The 16939-nt window shown below is 44.9% G+C and carries 17 protein-coding genes; 8 read left to right on the top strand and 9 right to left on the bottom strand.

The genetic code is table 11. The features are described from left to right. Positions 1-3 precede the first annotated feature (3 nt). The 4 genes from WB308_RS09775 (at position 4) to WB308_RS09760 (ending at position 4215) form a co-directional block, all read left to right on the top strand. Positions 4-711 (top strand): DUF695 domain-containing protein, encoded by a 708-nt coding sequence (locus WB308_RS09775; protein ID WP_424191063.1) that lies wholly within the window; start codon positions 4-6, stop codon positions 709-711. Beyond that, positions 690-2546 carry an MFS transporter gene (locus WB308_RS09770; protein WP_424191062.1) on the top strand — a complete coding sequence of 619 codons (1857 nt, stop codon included), beginning with the start codon at positions 690-692 and terminating at the stop codon, positions 2544-2546. The genes WB308_RS09775 and WB308_RS09770 overlap by 22 nt, the downstream gene beginning before the upstream one ends. Continuing rightward, positions 2527-2895, top strand: a complete 369-nt coding sequence (locus WB308_RS09765; protein ID WP_424191061.1) for a diacylglycerol kinase — start codon at positions 2527-2529, stop codon at positions 2893-2895. The genes WB308_RS09770 and WB308_RS09765 overlap by 20 nt, the downstream gene beginning before the upstream one ends. 135 nt (positions 2896-3030) lie before the next feature. Next, positions 3031-4215, top strand: coding sequence for a saccharopine dehydrogenase family protein (locus WB308_RS09760; protein ID WP_424191060.1), 1185 nt, complete (start codon positions 3031-3033; stop codon positions 4213-4215). A gap of 48 nt (positions 4216-4263) precedes the next feature. On the opposite strand, the gene WB308_RS09755 is transcribed toward WB308_RS09760, so the two are convergent. Genes WB308_RS09755 through amrA form a run of 3 tightly spaced genes read right to left on the bottom strand, consistent with a single transcriptional unit; the run spans position 4264 to position 6899 of the window. Continuing rightward, positions 4264-5496, bottom strand: a complete 1233-nt coding sequence (locus WB308_RS09755) for an EAL and HDOD domain-containing protein (protein ID WP_424191059.1) — start codon at positions 5494-5496, stop codon at positions 4264-4266. A 43-nt stretch (positions 5497-5539) separates the two neighbouring features. Next, complete coding sequence (amrB, locus tag WB308_RS09750; RefSeq protein ID WP_424191058.1) at positions 5540-6349, bottom strand: AmmeMemoRadiSam system protein B; 810 nt, start codon at positions 6347-6349, stop codon at positions 5540-5542. Beyond that, positions 6339-6899, bottom strand: a complete 561-nt coding sequence (gene amrA, locus WB308_RS09745) for an AmmeMemoRadiSam system protein A (RefSeq protein WP_424191057.1) — start codon at positions 6897-6899, stop codon at positions 6339-6341. Before amrA ends, amrB begins: the two co-directional genes overlap by 11 nt. A gap of 119 nt (positions 6900-7018) precedes the next feature. On the opposite strand from amrA, the gene nspC reads away from it, so the two are divergent. Next, positions 7019-8164, top strand: a complete 1146-nt coding sequence (gene nspC / locus WB308_RS09740) for a carboxynorspermidine decarboxylase (protein WP_424191056.1) — start codon at positions 7019-7021, stop codon at positions 8162-8164. On the opposite strand, the gene WB308_RS09735 is transcribed toward nspC, so the two are convergent. From WB308_RS09735 to tgt, 4 genes are read right to left on the bottom strand one after another with little or no spacing between them, the layout of a single operon-like run. Next, the gene (locus WB308_RS09735) at positions 8161-9234 is read right to left on the bottom strand and encodes a PilZ domain-containing protein (RefSeq protein WP_424191055.1); all 1074 of its coding nucleotides are present in this window, start codon (positions 9232-9234) and stop codon (positions 8161-8163) included. The two genes, nspC and WB308_RS09735, sit on opposite strands and share 4 nt — an antisense overlap. After that, positions 9224-10165, bottom strand: a complete 942-nt coding sequence (gene pdxA, locus WB308_RS09730; protein WP_424191054.1) for a 4-hydroxythreonine-4-phosphate dehydrogenase — start codon at positions 10163-10165, stop codon at positions 9224-9226. The genes WB308_RS09735 and pdxA overlap by 11 nt, the downstream gene beginning before the upstream one ends. Further along, a complete protein-coding gene (locus tag WB308_RS09725) occupies positions 10153-10950 on the bottom strand; it encodes a pyridoxine 5'-phosphate synthase (protein WP_424191053.1) in 798 nt (265 codons plus the stop codon). The genes pdxA and WB308_RS09725 overlap by 13 nt, the downstream gene beginning before the upstream one ends. Beyond that, on the bottom strand, positions 10931-12052 hold the full coding sequence (tgt, locus tag WB308_RS09720; RefSeq protein ID WP_424191052.1) for a tRNA guanosine(34) transglycosylase Tgt: 1122 nt from the start codon (positions 12050-12052) through the stop codon (positions 10931-10933). The genes WB308_RS09725 and tgt overlap by 20 nt, the downstream gene beginning before the upstream one ends. A 102-nt stretch (positions 12053-12154) precedes the next feature. On the opposite strand from tgt, the gene hemL reads away from it, so the two are divergent. The 3 genes from hemL to WB308_RS09705 all read left to right on the top strand — a co-directional run bounded on the left by hemL (position 12155) and on the right by WB308_RS09705 (position 14338). Next, entirely contained in the window at positions 12155-13438 is a 1284-nt protein-coding gene (hemL, locus tag WB308_RS09715) for a glutamate-1-semialdehyde 2,1-aminomutase (protein WP_424191051.1), read from the top strand. An 89-nt stretch (positions 13439-13527) separates the two neighbouring features. Next, positions 13528-13830 (top strand): AtpZ/AtpI family protein, encoded by a 303-nt coding sequence (locus WB308_RS09710; RefSeq protein WP_424191050.1) that lies wholly within the window; start codon positions 13528-13530, stop codon positions 13828-13830. Then, positions 13808-14338: a hypothetical protein gene (locus WB308_RS09705; protein WP_424191049.1), complete on the top strand. Its 531-nt coding sequence runs from the start codon at positions 13808-13810 to the stop codon at positions 14336-14338. Before WB308_RS09710 ends, WB308_RS09705 begins: the two co-directional genes overlap by 23 nt. Before the next feature lie 28 nt (positions 14339-14366). Here the strand turns inward: WB308_RS09705 and WB308_RS09700 are convergent, their stop codons facing one another. Next, positions 14367-15053, bottom strand: a complete 687-nt coding sequence (locus tag WB308_RS09700; RefSeq protein ID WP_424191048.1) for a hypothetical protein — start codon at positions 15051-15053, stop codon at positions 14367-14369. Further along, positions 15053-16912, bottom strand: a complete 1860-nt coding sequence (gene rpoD / locus WB308_RS09695) for an RNA polymerase sigma factor RpoD (RefSeq protein ID WP_424191047.1) — start codon at positions 16910-16912, stop codon at positions 15053-15055. Before rpoD ends, WB308_RS09700 begins: the two co-directional genes overlap by 1 nt. Positions 16913-16939 lie beyond the last annotated feature (27 nt).

Raw genomic sequence — 16939 nt, 5'->3', positions numbered from 1 at the left:
TCAATGGTAGAATTTTATGAGCTCCTCGATGATGAAAATGTGCCGTATCGCTGCGATGTAGAACTCGATCTCATCGAAGAGTCCCCCCAAGAAGAACGGCCATGGCTTTTGTGGCTGTTCGTTAAAGCCGATCGTGTTGACGAAGCTCTAGAATCCTTTACGGAAGATTTAGCAACAGCGCTGAATACTTCCATGGATGCGGTGTTCGCCGGCAGGGTGATGAAGGAGGGGTGGGCAGAATTTTATTTCTATGCTCTTCAAGCAAAACGGTTTGAAAACATCAGCTCCGAAGTGATGGTTCGTCACGGCGGATACGTGTATGAGCGTGGTTCGTCCAAAGATGCCAAATGGGAAATGTACAGTGACAATCTCTATCCCGATGCCTATGGTCTTCTCAGTATTCAAAACCGCCATACCATCACTGCGCTTCTCGAAGCGGGGGATGATCTTAGTATTCCCAGAGAAGTGGAACACTATCTCTTCTTCCAGACCAAAACATCGATGGAGCGTGCCGTTGCACAACTCGCATCACACGGCTTTGCGGTGAAAGAGTATGTCCATGACGATGAGAGTGATTATGCCTATGGGGTTATTCTGATTAAGAATGAAATGATTACTCCTGAAATTGTCGAGGAGACAACAACGTCGTTGTATGAATCAGCGATGCAGGAACATGGACATTATGAGGGATGGAGCACGGTACTCGGATAATGCTCATCCGTCGTCTTAAAGGGGTTTTCCCCTATACTCTGGCACTGTTTCTGAACGCTTTTACCGATCTTGGCCATAAGATTATTATTCAAAATACCGTTTTTAAAATCTACGACGATCAAACCCAGATTATTTACACGGCGATTCTAAATGCCTTGATTTTGCTCCCGTTTATTTTTCTTTTTACCCCATCCGGATACCTCTCTCACCGTTTTTCAAAAGCTAACGTAATGCGCTACGGAGCATTTGTTGCAGTCGTGATAACGTTGCTGATCACCTACAGCTATTATCAGGGGTGGTTTTGGACCTCTTTTGCCCTTACGTTTATTTTGGCAGCCCAAGCGGCGATCTATTCGCCTGCCAAATACGGATATATCAAAGAGATTTCCGGGGAGAGGGATTTTAGCTATTTGAATGCATTAGTGCAGTCGGTTACCACGGTAGCTATACTTTCCGGTATCATCGCTTATACCGTATTGTTTGAAAATTCTCTTACCACCCCTTACCGCAATGAGGCTGACATATTGCGTCAAATCGCCCCTTTAGGGTGGTTGCTCGTTATTGGAAGTCTCATCGAATTTCTTCTAACCCTTCGTCTTCAATCGTACAGTGAGGGGAGTTTGACCCCTTTTAATGTCAAAAAATATCTAACCGGCTATACTCTCCGAAAAAACTGGATTCTCCTTCGCCGCAAAAAAGATATCTTCGAAGCAATCCTTTTCCTCTCCCTGTTTTGGTCGATCTCCCAAGTGATATTGGCTGCCTTCGGGGCCTATGCTAAATCGACACTAGGAGTTGAGAATACGATTGTCGTTCAAGGTCTTATGGCGCTCGCCGCATTTGGGATCATTGCCGGTTCCGTTATCGCTTCGCGCCTCTCCCGCCACTATTTGCACAAGGGGCTGATCGTCGCCGGTGCGCTCATCATCACCGTTATGCTCACCTTTTTGCCGATGACTTATAATCTGAATGTGATCGGGTTCATCTTTTTTGGATTCGGTATCGGCGGGGCAATGATGATTGTCTCGCTGAATGCTTTGATCCTTTCCAAGACTCCGAATGCCCATATCTCCTATGTTTTATCGGGCAATAACTGGATTCAGAATATATTTATGACCCTTTTCTTGGTTTTAACGACCTTTTTTGCCTATTTTGGCTGGGACGCAGTGATGCTTTTTTATGCGATGCTCTTTATTTCCATTCTGCTGAGCTTTGGGGCAATAATTCGCTACAAGGACTATTTTGTATGGCTCATCTTTGAACGGCTGTTGGCTTTGCGTTACAACATAATCCCTTTGCAAACCCACAACGTCCCCTCGGATACTCCCGTATTATTGCTGGGAAATCATATCAGCTGGATTGACTGGATTTTGGTGCAGGTGGGAATTGAACGGCGTATCCGGTATTTAATGGAACGATCCATCTATGAAAAGCCGCTGATACGACCGATTATGGAACTGGGAGAGGTAATCCCCATCTCGTCCCGGGGAGCGAAAGAAGCGTTCCAACATGCGCGGAACCGTCTGCAAAACGGTGAAATCGTCGCCCTGTTTCCCGAAGGGGCCATCAGCGGTGACGGCGAAGTGGGGAAGATTCAGCACGGATATAAAAGGATTGCTTCGAGCAGCGAGGGGGTTATTGTCCCCTTTTATATCGATGGGATATACGGAAGTATTTTTTCCCGTTCATCAAAACGTCATACCCCGTCACGTTCATGGTTTAGGCGAAATGTCCGAATCATTTACGGTGAGCCCCTCTCAATGAAGAGTGAACCCGAAATTGTGTATGATGCTATTATCAATTTAAAGGAGAGGTATGGCACTCAACAAGCCTGAATATACACTTTTTAAAAATACCCGTTATGCGTTGAACGGTTTGGTTGAAGTGACCAAAAACGAAAAATCGTTTCGTTTGCAGATCCTTTTGTTTGTCATCGGGATGGGTGTTGCCTGGAGCCTCCCGATAGAATTCGTATACAAAGCCATTCTTGCTGTCTCTTTGTTTATACCGCTTATTGCCGAAATCATCAATAGCGCTGTTGAACGGACGGTCGATTTGGTTACATTTGAGCACCATGAACTTGCCAAACGTGCAAAAGATGCCGGAGCGGCATTAGTCTTTTTGTCCCTGGGAATGTTGACGTTCATTTGGGGCTTGACACTCTATACGGCATTTTGTCTGTAACGTTTTCGTAAGAGAGATTTGTTTATACTTTTGTTTTAAAACGCTAAAGGGAGAAAAATCCCTTTAGCTACTCGCTGCTAAAGCATGCCTCTTGCGAGGCAGAAGATTTTGATATAACAATTTAAAAGGAATCATATGGCAACTGTACTGATTATCGGCGCCGGCGGAGTAGGGCGCGTTGTGGCACACAAATGTGTCATGAACAACCATGTATTTGACCGCATCGTTTTAGCAAGCCGCAGCATTGGCCGCTGTGAAGAGATCAAAAGCGAACTCCCTGAGGGGGCACTTGAAATTACAACCGTAGATGCGGACAACACTCAAGAGGTAATCGATCTTATCACGAATGTCAAACCGGACATTCTCATCAATGTTGCGCTTCCGTATCAAGACCTCGCGATTATGGATGCGTGTATCGCGACCAAAACCCCATATCTCGATACCGCTAACTACGAACACCCGGACGAAGCGAAGTTCGAGTACAAACTCCAATGGGAAAGAGATGCTGCGTTCAAAGAAGCGGGTATTATGGGACTCCTCGGCAGCGGCTTCGATCCGGGTGCAACCAACGTTTTTTGTGCGTATGCTCAAAAACACTATTTCGACGAGATCCACACGATCGATATCCTTGACTGCAACGCAGGGGACCACGGCTATCCGTTCGCTACCAACTTCAATCCTGAGATCAATCTTCGTGAAGTGAGCGCAAAAGGGCGCTACTGGGAGAACGGCGAGTGGATCGAAACGGCACCGATGGAGATTATGCAGGTATGGGATTATCCCGAAGTAGGGCCGAAAGACAGCTATTTGCTTTATCACGAAGAGATGGAATCACTCGTTAAACATATCAACGGACTCAAACGAATCCGTTTCTTTATGACCTTCGGACAAAGCTACCTTACCCACATGAAATGCCTCGAAAATGTCGGGATGCTTGGCATCGAACCGGTAGAACATCAGGGGATGAAGATCGTTCCGATCGAGTTTTTGAAAACATTGCTTCCTGATCCGGCATCCCTCGGTCCTCGAACCAAAGGGAAAACGAACATCGGTATCGTCGCCGAAGGTCTCAAAGACGGTAAAAAGCGTAAAATCTATATCTATCAGGTTAAAGATCACGAAGCGTGCTACGCCGAAGTAAAATCGCAGGGTGTTTCGTACACGACGGGTGTTCCAGCGGTAATCGGGGCAAAACTTATGGTGCAGGGGATCTGGAACGGTACAGGGGTGTTTAATATGGAACAGATGGATCCTGATCCGTTTATGGATGAGATGAACACCCAGGGTCTTCCTTGGAATGTACTCGAGATGGAGTGCTAAAAAGCTTCTCCTCTTGGTTGGCATAACCAACCCGAGAAATGTCAGTACCTACTTTGTTTTTGCAACGTAGGTGTTCGCATTGAGGTAAATCGTATAGAGATCATGCGGTGTCAGTTGAACTTTAGGGGCTAAATATTCGATAATCGTTTGAATATTTTCCGTCGTTTCCAATTTTTCAGCAACATTCAGCAATCTCCCGAAATACCCCTCTCTTGAGAGCAGTGCATCCATCATGGGCTGGCTGAGTTGCGTTTTTTCCAGTATTGATTCCATGGAAACTTGCATATAGGCGTCAACGAGAGACAAACTTCCGGTTAAAAACGCTTCATCCGCCAATTCCGGTTTTCCGCACATTTTTACCAGATCCTGCATCATTTTTCCTCTAAATTTTGCCGCATCAAATATCGCTTCTTGAAACAAGACATTATCTGACCCCGCGTACAAAAAAAGACCAAGCCATGAACGCAGCCGCGATGGGCCCAGCAGGGTCAATATTTGCCTTATGCTGGTGATTTTATTGTTAAACTGAAAGTCAGCAGAGTTAATATAGCGCAATAGATTGAAGGTCAGATCGGGATAATGGGAAAATTTCTGTGTCAATATCTCAATATCCGAGGTCGTATAGAAGGTGTTGATTAAGTCGAGGACATTGGCCATCGTCGGCTCTATTTTTTTACCGATGAGAATGGTCGGCTTTTCAAAAAAATAGCCTTGGAAATAATTGAAACCGGCACTCTTGCACCGTTCAAACATCTCCATATTTTCAATTTTTTCAGCCAAAAGTTTGACATCATACGACAAAAATCGTTCGGCCATCTCCTCAATACTGACATCATGGGACATCAAAAGATCAATCTTTACAATATCGACATACGGAAAAATCAATTTGAAATACTCAATATTACTGCTTTTACAGCAAAAATCATCGATTGCAAAACGGTATCCAAGTCCATAAAGGTACTGAATCCGTTCAACAATCGCCACGGACATTTTAGTATATTCTAAAATTTCGAAAATAAATTTTTCTTTGGGAAGCGAGAGGAGCGCATCACTCAGCAAGGTATGATCATCGACATTAATAAAACCGATTTTATCAGCGATAATCGGACCAAACCCGATATTATGGATTGTATTAATGATAACTCTTGCCGTCGCCTTGGCATCGTCATGAATGATTGCATTCTGCTGACCTTTGCCACGATGCAAAAGTTCATACCCGAAGCATTTTCCCTCATGATTGAAGATGGGCTGTCGACCGAGAAATATTTCCGTTTCTGTCATTGTTGCCCCTTATGTTATAGATATAATTATAAGTGATGCTGTCTTAAACTCCGGAGCTGAAAATAGCGCTCATATATCCCACAACACGTGAACTGTCCCCGCTTGCATCGGCGCTGGTTCGGTAATCGAGGAGAGTGCTTTTCATCCCATTTTTCTTAGCCACGTTGAGCATCGCTTCTACACCGATCATCCCGCATGCTTCGCATCCTTGATGGAGCGTATGTGTATTTTCATCTCGAATCGCTTCCAGACATATCGAATCCAATTGTTTGGCTTCATCGAGCGGATAGTAATGACTTAAATCGGTGCTTATGACAACGGCCGTATCGCTTTGAGTTAAACAGTAGGTGATTATCGGTTCAATCAGGGAAGGCTCTGCGTACGCGTAGACCAATTCAACCACCCTGACATCGCTCATATAGTGTTTGATAAACGGCATCTGCACCTCGGTGCTGTGTTCGTGATGAGCTTCCGGGTAATAAGGGATGTTCAATCTCTCTCTCAAATCCTTTACAAGAACACGGTCTATCTCCAAATCCCCCAGCGGTGTTTGATAAGATTCCGTATCGGAAATGCTCACCCCTTCAAATCCGACACGGTGCGAGGGACCGATAACGACGATTGTTTTAGGTATCGAGTGGGCAAGAACCCGAAAGGCTATGTTAGCTGTAAATCCAGAATAGATCCACCCCGCATGGGGGACAATAATCGCATTTCCCGTGAGGGTATTAAAATGGTTTAAACTTTCAGGATGATCCTCCAATATCACATTGAAACGATCGATCATCCCATTGACTTCATATCCCTTTGCAGGATAAAAACTTCCTGCTACGCTCATGGTTCTACGCATCATCGGTTTCTTCCTTGTATTTTTCAACCTGATAGGTATAAATTTCAGGATGGTAAGAGAGCGGATCGCTTCCGATTCCGGCCTTATGCCCCAAATGGGCAAAAAACAATTCGAAATCATCCAATTCTTCCCATACTTGCGGTAAAAATGTGGCTTGATGATTTCCAAGACGCATTATGACGCCGTCCACATGCGGGCGGATGAGATGCGAGAGTTCCTCGGCATCACGGTAGGTTACCTCCGCTGGTGGCGTCAACAGTGAAACTTCTACCCGTACTTTATCCATCTCCGATTCAGAAACAGGGAGGAAGCGGGGATCATGAAAAGCTGCCGATTGAGCATTGGAAATCAAATCATCCATCAAAGGTTTGTGGGCCATGATGGATCCGATACAACCGCGCAAACGCCCCTCAATCGTTAGGGTAACAAAGGTGGCTCCTTGGTGAGCTAAACTCGGATGAAGAGAAAGCCAGTGATCTTTATCAATGTATGTCCCCTTCAACTGAGCCATGATTGCATTTCTGGCAATATCGACATAAAAAGAAGAACCCATTTGAACCTCCTGTACCCTTTAAAATTACCTGCATTCAATGATTTTAGCACTAAACACATTATGTGGAAATAACTCTATGCTACAATCTCGCCATTAAAACTCCCTACCTAGGAATTCCTATGAGCACGATCGATTTTTCCCAACTCATCCACACACCATGTTACATTTGTGAAGAAGCACTTTTAGAGAAAAATTTACAGGTCATGGAACGTGTTCAGCGTGAATCCGGAGCGAAGATTATCCTCGCACTCAAAGGGTTTGCGATGTGGTCAACTTTTGATTTGGTGGGAAAATACCTTCAGGGGTGTACAGCAAGCGGTTTGCACGAGGCTAAACTCGCCCGCGAAAAGATGAATAAAGAGGTACATACCTACTCTCCGGCATTCAAAGATGAAGAGATTGACGAAATTGCCCGCATTAGTGATGATATCGTATTCAACTCTCCGGCACAGTTTCACCGATATTTTGAACGTGTGAAAGCGATCAATCCGACGATTTCCGTATCCCTTCGGGTCAATCCCGAATACTCCTCTTCTCCGGTGGATTTGTATAATCCGTGCGGACTTTACAGCCGCTTGGGAACAACGCTTGCAAATTTCGATGCGTCGATCGTCTCGAAGCTCGACGGTTTAAATTTTCATGCCTTATGCGAACAAAATGTCGATGCGCTGGAGGGAGTGCTTGAAGCATTTGAAACCAAATTCGGTGATTACATGGATGGTCTCAAATATGTCAATTTCGGGGGAGGGCACCATATTACCCGTGTTGATTACGATGTCGATCGTCTTATCGAAGTGATTCAGTCCTTTAAAGCGCGGCATAAAAATATTACCGTTTATCTGGAACCGGGTGAAGCCGTGGGCTGGCAAACGGGGCCGCTCGTCGCATCGGTGCTCGATATTGTCCATAACGGAATGGATATCGCGATTTTGGATACCTCAGCGGAAGCACACATGCCCGATACCTTAGCCATGCCCTACCGTGCGGCAATCCGTGGAGCAGGGGAAAGCGGAGAAAAAGCGTACACCTACCGATTAGGGGGAAATACGTGTTTGGCGGGGGATATTATGGGGGATTACTCGTTTGATGCACCTTTGCGCGTTGGGGATAAAATCATCTTCGAAGATCAAATTCACTATACCTTTGTCAAAAATACGACATTTAACGGGATTAAACTCCCTTCCCTCGCAATCTGGACGAAAGAGGGGAAACTCGAAGTTATTCATGAGTTCGGTTATGAGGATTATCGTAACCGCCTCTCTTAAACGATCTCTTCACGGAGTTTTTTGATAATCTCCTGCTCACGGCGTGTAATGTATTTGCCGAGTTCGCCCTCCTGCTGAAGGGTAGGCTCGATTTTAAAATGGTATTTATATCCCCCCTCATAGGAAGATTTCAATACAAGATTCCCTTTGATCTCAGATGCGGATCCTATAATGTCCGAAGGGAAGATAAGCGTTATATCCTTCGTAAGTGACAGGGGGTAGGGATGCTTACTGGTAACGGCAATCCCTCCAATGGAAATATCATACAAATGGCAGTGAAAATTTTGGTTCAACTGTTGAACCGTAATCCCATGCACTTTTGTGGGTTGTACCCGGATATTTTGACGATGAAAAAGTGCTGTTTCCAGCTGATCAAATCGGCTCAGTTCTAAAACACGTTCCCCATTCAGCACTATAGGCTTTACGGCAGCATAAACGTCATATCTGAAATGGGCATTGTTCAGGAGATAAATGCCGTTTTGCAAAATGGCGGCGGTCTCTTGAAACGGATGGACACGGATAATGGCACTATAGGCATTGGTGTGGAGAATCTGTGCCTGATATTGAATCGGTACTCCGTAATAGGTGTTAAGGACGGGGATCGTTTCCGAATCCTGACGCAATTTTTCGAGTATATTGATAAAGGCATCTTCAAAAACCAACAGAGATTCATCGTCAAGGCGGTTAGTAACATAGGTGATAAAGCGCTCAATGGCTGTGGTGAAGGTCGATATTTTTTCCCATCCCCCTGGACTACCGTAAAACGATTTGATGTAATGATTGAGTAGGATATAAAAAGTATCGGATAAAAAAAGTTCCACCGCTTCTGTACTGCGAAAGAGTTCCTGCACATCATGAAGAACGGTCTCATATTTCCCGTTTTTTTCCAAAAAAATCCAATCAAACAGAGTACCGATCAGAATTTGAAAACGGTTTTGGGAGATGGGGGCACTTTCTATATCTGTATACGCTTTCCATGCAGCTTTGATAAATATAAGACGCAATGCCTGCATATCCAATTTTGGATGGGAAAGGGTTTTGAAAAGAGTGACGGGCGCTTTAGTGGACATCATCTTCATCTTGATGGCAGAATGCAATAGCTGCTTTGATAGCATTGATATAACTCAATAGGGAAGCTTTATTTTGGTAAGCGATGTCAAAGGCCGTCCCATGATCAACAGAAGTCCGGATAATCGGCAATCCTAAAGAGACATTGATCCCCTCATCAAAATAGAGGGCTTTGAGCGGAGCCAATCCCTGATCGTGATACATTGCGACAATGGTTTTATAATACTCTCTGCTTCGAGGGGTAAAGGCAACATCGGGAACCAGCGGGCCTTCAAAGATACTCTCTCCGATTTGTTGATTTGCCTGTTTGATAGCCTCTTCTATTATCGTCTCTTCATCACCCAAAACACCGTGATCACCTGCGTGCGGATTAAGCCCTAGCACCCCTATCGGAGAACGATGGACGCTTTTATGGAAAAGCAGTAAAAAATCGGTAATTTTTTCAACGCTCATGTGTTCAACAACGCTTCGAAGCGGAATATGTTCGGTATACAATGCAACATAAAGTTTATTACACCCGAGCATCATAATCGCATCGCTTTTAAAGATATCCCGGAGTGCATCCGTATGACCTACGTATTCGATCCCTGCCATCATCCACGCTTCTTTATGGATAGGGAGGGTGACGATCGCGTCAACGGCTTTCGATTGGGCAAGCTCTACGGCAGCGATAAAAGAATCATAGCTGTAACGTCCGCTTGAAGCCGATACTTTCCCCGGTTCGATTGTAAATTCCCCTGAGACTTTATACATATAAAAATCATTCGGAAATTGGGTGTGTAACAACAATGCTGCCTGCTGAGCCATTGTGTAGTTGATGCAATAAAGTGGATTGCAGAGCTGTTTGATCACGTTATGCGCTTTGAGAAGTATCTCAAATCCCACACCATTCAAATCGCCGACACTGATAGCGATAGTTTTTAACGCTGACATAAGGCTTTCATATCCGACACAGCAGTCGCTAAACCTGTAAATACCGAACGTGCAATGATGCTCTGACCGATATTCAATTCTTCGATCGTATCGATGTCAACAATAGACTTAACATTTTGATAGTTGAGTCCATGTCCTGCGGCTACTTTTAGCCCTAACATACGTGCCTTGTTTGCCGCATCAACAATCACTTCGTACGATCCGTTCAAACGGCTATCAAGCTCTTTACGGCTTAGACGAAGCGTTTCAATCGCATGGTGTGAATGGGGAAGGGCGGAATGGCGCATGGCGTATACATTCGCATACGTACCGGTGTGGAGTTCAACCCACTGAGCTCCCAGTTTGCAGGACAGTTCTACCGCTTCATTCGTCGGATCAATAAAGAGAGAAACTTCTATCTCATTTTCAGAGAGTTTATTAATAGCATTTAATATGGCTTCATATTGCCCTCTCACGTCGAGTCCCCCCTCCGTTGTAACCTCTTCTCTTTTTTCAGGAACCAAGGTAGCGCGATGGGGACGCAGGGTACATACGATATCGATGATTTCAGGATTGATCGAACACTCTAAATTCACTGGTAAGGATGAACTCTCCAAAATACGACGGACATCCTCGTCATGTATATGGCGACGATCTTCGCGCAAATGGATCGTGATTTGATCGGCACCGTTTTGCGCACAAACACCCAATGCCATTAGAGGATCAGGATCATTGATCTTACGTGCTTCTCGAAGCACAGCAATATGATCGATATTAACACCGAGCTTAAGATTCTCTTCGTGCATAAAAATCCTTTTTGAATTGAATGAATTGACCGGTTAAGATCGCTTCTCGGGCTTGTCGAACCAACCAGAGGTAATAGTGCAGGTTATGCAGTGAAGCGAGTCGGAAATAGGTAATTTCACGCGAGCGAAACAGATGATGCAAATACGCACGACTGTAGCGACGACAGGTGTAGCACTGACACGCAGGATCAATCGGTTCAGCATCAAATTTGTAGCGTGCACCTTTGATATTCACTTTTCCAAACGTCGTAAACAGTGTTCCATTGCGGGCATTACGGGTAGGCATGACACAGTCAAACATATCAACACCCCGTTCGATATTCTCGACCAAATCTTCAGGAGTTCCGACCCCCATCAGATAGCGTGGCTTGTCCGAGGGCATCAGGGGGGTAGTATGCTCGACCGTATCATACATCAGATTATTTGACTCGCCGACCGATAACCCGCCGATCGCAAATCCGTCATAATCCATCGCACACAACTCTTCGGCCGATTGGGTACGGAAATTAAAGTCCGTTCCCCCTTGGATAATGGCGAAGATGTTTTGATGGATACCGATCCCTTTGGTCTGATTGTTTCGGTGATAGTCGATCGATTGCTGTGCCCACTGCGTTGTCCGCTGAATCGAGGTTTTGATACGCTCCTGCGTTGCGGGGAGAGCGACGAGATCATCGAGGATCATCATAATGTCGCTGTTCAGATTGTTTTGGATATCGATCACTTTTTCGGGAGTAAAAAAGTGCTTGCTTCCGTCGATATGAGAGCGAAATTCGATTCCCGATTCGGTCGGTTTGGAAATGTCGCTGAGGCTGAAAGCTTGAAATCCGCCGCTGTCAGTCAAAAAACTCTTAGGATAGGTGGTAAACCCATGCAATCCCCCAAGCTTTGCGATGGTTTCATCACCGGGACGTAAATAGGTATGATAGGTGTTGGCGAGAATAATCTGCGTATCCAATAGTTCCGTCATATCGGCCATATCGAGCGCTTTTACCGAGCCTACCGTCCCTACCGGCATAAATATAGGGGTTTGTATCGTAGAGTGTGCCGTAGTAATAGTACAAGCTCGCGCTTTACCGCAGGTAGCATCGACCTTAAATTCCATTCAAAACCTTGTTTTTTCACTATTTTACCGTACATTAGGTTTATAGGCAACTCCAAAGCAATAACATTCTATAATTGTAAAAACAATTATGCAGGACACTCTATGAGCATCGAACACTCACAAACAGCCTTTGAAAAAGCCCAGCAACTCATTCCAGGTGGTGTTAACTCTCCCGTACGCGCATTTAAAAGCGTCGGCGGAATTCCCCGTTTTATTTCACGCGGTGAGGGGGGATACTTGATCGATATCGATGAAAATCGCTATGTCGATTATGTTCAGAGCTGGGGGCCGTTGATCTTCGGGCACCGTGACGAAAGTATCGAAAATGCCGTGATCGAAGCGGTCAAACGCGGTCTTAGTTTCGGGGCGCCGACGGAAGCGGAGTCGGAGCTTGCGGAGCTAATTATCTCTATTTACGACTCTATCGAGAAAATCCGTTTTGTCAGCAGCGGAACCGAAGCGGTGATGAGTGCGATCCGCCTTGCACGCGGATTTACCGGACGTGATGATATCGTCAAATTCACCGGATGCTACCACGGTCACAGCGATGCGTTGCTGGTTCAAGCGGGTTCAGGTGCCGTAACGTTCGGAACACCGAGTTCGCCGGGGGTGCCTGCCGATTTTACCAAACATACTTTATTAGCGGAATATAATAACATTGAAAGCGTTCGCCAATGCTTCAAAGACAGCCCGGGAATCGCGTGTGTGATCATCGAGCCGATTGCCGGAAACATGGGACTCGTTCCTGCGACCAAAGACTTTCTTGCCGAACTGCGTGCCGTGTGTAATGAGTACGGTGCATTACTCATTTTCGACGAGGTTATGAGCGGCTTTCGCGCGTGTCTGCATGGTGCAGAGAGCATTACGGGAACCAAACCCGATCTGGTGACGCTAGGCAAAGTGATCGGCGGCGGTATGCCGGTAGGTGCTTTCGGCGGTCGACGTGAAATCATGGCGCACCTCTCACCGGAGGGGGGCGTTTATCAGGCGGGAACGCTGAGCGGTAACCCTGTTGCAATGGCGGCAGGATTGGCGTCGATTAACAAGCTCAAAACAAATGGACGGGTATTTGGTGTCCTCGAAGAGAGGGCAAAACGTTTGATGAGTGGATTTGCGGAAGCGGCTGCGAAACACAATATTGGACTTCAAACGGATGTGCGCGGGTCTATGTTTGGATTTTTCTTCAGCGATGAGCAAGTGACGAACTTTGCCGAAGCATTAAAAAGCGATACATCACGATTTGCCCGTTTCCATGCGGCAATGCTCGATGCCGGATTTTATTTTGCCTGTTCCCAGTTTGAAACCGGATTTATCTCCACCGCGACGACAGATGCTATGATCGAAGAGACGATTGCAGCAGCAGAAATGATTTTTTCAGAGTTATAAAAAGCTGGATTCCCGCCTTCGCGGGAATGACGACATTCGTCATCTTCGGGCTTAACCCGGGGATCCATCTCAAAAAGAGAAGGAATATAATGGAAAACGAAGAACAAAAACCACGTTTAAAGCCGATTATCGAAGGGGCTGAGACCTTATCGCTCGGTATCTCCATGGTTGTTGCTATTCTGATCGGGGTAGCGATCGGATTGGGACTTAAAAAACTGACAGGCATTACCTGGTTGCTGTGGGTTGGTGTAGCTATCGGAATTTTAGCTGCCTTTTTAAATGTATTCAAAGCCTATAGCAAGCAATACAAAGAGTTTGAAAAATTAGCCAAAGACCCCCGCTATAATATGGGAAAATCACAAAAAGACGATGATGACGATGACGAAGATTAAAAAGCCTTTTTTAATTCTAGCGGTCGTGATGGTTGGGGCTCTCCCTTTATGGCTCCTGTCAGGGGCAATATACGCTAACTTCACCGTGGCCATGTTAACCTCAATGGCTATTGTCATGGGATCGCTCTATTCGTACCGAAATATGATTCAAAGTCGTGTCGGTGATATTGATCCTGAAGATAATAAAGACGTTATCGATATGATGGATGATCCGTATGATCTATACGAAGAAGAACGTGCCGACGAAATCGAAGATATCAAACAAATGATTAAAGAAGAAAAAGCGCGTCAAAAGAGCAACATCATCCAAAATACGACGAAAAACGCTTCTGCATGGGTATCGGTCTATCGACTTATCCCTTATGCGTTTTTAGTCATGGGATTTATTGCACTCGAAAACAATCAAACACTCGAAATAGTTCCCTATCTTGTCGGACTTGCCGTAGGAATTCCAATCGGATACCTGATTGCCCGAAGCCTCTTTATCGAGCACACTAACGAGAATTAAATCTCATTAGCTCGGGAAGAAGCATTTTTTATTTGACAATCATCGGGACGTTAATCGTAATTTTTTGTTCTTTAAGATCGACGAAGAGATTGTTCTCTTCCGCTAAATGGGAGATTTCAGAGAGATATTTCCGATTGATCGTTTCTGAGGATACTTCGATCGAAAAGAGGGAATATTTTTCCCCTTCGAACTTGATATGCTCTCCGACACGGAAAAAAAGCCGGGTTACAATTTTTTCATTTCCTACCATTGAGACATAAATCTTATTCAATAACTTTATAAACCACTCCGTTTGCAGTCGAATTTCAGGGATGGTGGGGTCAAGTTCTTTCGTATATTTGGTTTGGCTTCCGATGGAATTGGAACTGATACACAAATCGATCAACGTATAGACATTGACCAACTGTCCGTCAGGTTTTTGTTTCGTAAACTGGAAAGAGGGGAGCTGATAAAGACGGATACCGATCTCATCTTCATCTTCATACCCAACGGTAATCCCGAAAAATTTAAACCGTCCGAATTCAAGCTCTAAAAATGTTGTTTTAAATCCGAACGAGGAACTCGCATAGGTCGTTGCGATTTTGTAAATAGCCGAGGCATCAACCGCTCCCAGTAGGTATTGTGCCTCAGTATTTAGCGATACGATCTTACCGCCGGAGTTGAAAAGGATAAATGGATTAAAATCAAATTCAATCCACTGCTGATCAAATGTCATCAGTCCTCGATGTAGTTTTTCAATTTACGACCCACTTTTGGGTGTTTCAGTTTTTTGATCGCACTGGACTCGATCTGACGAACACGTTCACGGGTGACGTTAAGCTCTTTTCCGATCTCTTCAAGAGTACGGTCACTTTCATCATCCATGATACCGAAGCGCATTTTGATAACCGCTTTTTCCCGTTCATTGAGCTGTTCGAGAACACTTTCGATTTGCACTTTCAAGTCATCTTTGAGAATAGCATCGCTTGGCGAAACCGACATCTTGTCTTCGATAAAATCTCCAAAACGGCCGTCTTCTTCATTCCCGATAGGGGCTTCGAGAGAGATCGGTTCTTTCGTGATTTTGATGACGTTTTTAACTTTCTCAACCGACAATCCGACTTCTTCCGCGATGGTTTCGACATCCGGCTCTTTTCCGTGCTCTTGGAGATGTTTACGCATAATTTTGTTGATACGGTTGATCGTTTCGATCATATGGATCGGAATACGGATCGTTCTGGCTTGGTCAGCAATCGCACGGCTGATCGCTTGGCGAATCCACCATGTCGCATAGGTCGAGAATTTGTACCCTTTTTGGTATTCGAACTTATCGACCGCTTTCATAAGACCGATGTTCCCTTCCTGGATCAGATCGAGAAAAGGGAGACCGCGGTTGGTGTAACGCTTCGCGATGGATACGACCAGACGTAGATTCGATTTTGCCATACGGGTTTTGGCCATTTCAGAAATGTTTTTACCCCGTTTGATCTGCTCCAAAATATCGGCTAATTTTTCAGGCTCCATATTGAAGCCCCCTTTAGACGCCTCTTTGGTCTGAATGAGTTTTTTGATCTCCATATAGGTACTGACCATGGTTGCTTCAGGTACCTTTGTCGCAATCTCTTCTTTGGTAAGATCGCAAATTTTGTTCAAAATCAACGTATGATTTTTTTTCAGTTGATCATTAAAGAGAGGAAGTTTGTATTCAAGACGCTTCAATTCACGGTCAAACCCCTCATCGCTTCGCAATGCTGTTTCCATCGATCGGACCAGTTCATTGATCAATTTAGAGGTTGGCCCAAGATCCAACAATGCCTCTTTGAGCATTTTTTTCTTGAAACTGACATTCAGAAAAAATAAGACATAATCGGCATCCATCTCGTCGATCGAGCACTCTTCCAACATCTTTTCGGTTGCTTTAACCCAGTCTTTTTTGGCTTTTTCGAGTGCTTTAAAGCTGGTAACGACTTTTTCTACCCGTTTTTTATCTTTGAGAGACGGGGCTTTCTCGGTTGTTTCTTCATCATCAACCTCGTCATCACCCTCATCATTCTCCTCTTCGTTCTCTTCTTCAAAACTTTTGAAAAGCTCTTTTACACGGCGTTCACGATTGATTAACGGATCTTTGTAATCGAGGATAAAATCGATCAGATAGGGAACCGAGCAGATGGCATCGATGATAATTCCTTCTCCCATCTCCATACGTTTCGAAATTTCAACCTCTTCTTCTTTCGTGAGAAGAGGAATTTGTCCCATTTCACGCAGGTACATCCGGACCGGAGAATCGGAACGTGACCATTCCAGGAGTTCATGCTGTTTGAGAATATCAAACTCATCGCCGCTGGCTTCTTCAATGTATTTGAGCTGAGCGGCACGTTTTGCCGCAGCCTCTTGCTGGTTGAGCATTTTGGCATGTTCAGAAGAGGTAAAAAGACAGATCTTGTGTTTTTGAGCCAACTTTAGGATGGTTTTTGCTTGTGCAAGGGTAGGTTGCTTGTCAAAAGGATCGACAATTGTTTCATACGTGAGACAATTTTTGGATTTATGTTCGGTAAATAGGGTTTCGAGATGTTTATTTAGATCTTTGACACTCATGCGAGGAGGACTCCCTTAACGTTAAAA

It is taken from the genome of Sulfuricurvum sp., assembly GCF_049587615.1.
GTDB lineage: Bacteria > Campylobacterota > Campylobacteria > Campylobacterales > Sulfurimonadaceae > Sulfuricurvum.
The sequence above is the reverse complement of the archived record's forward strand: the minus strand, read 5'-3'. Positions and strand labels throughout refer to the sequence as shown.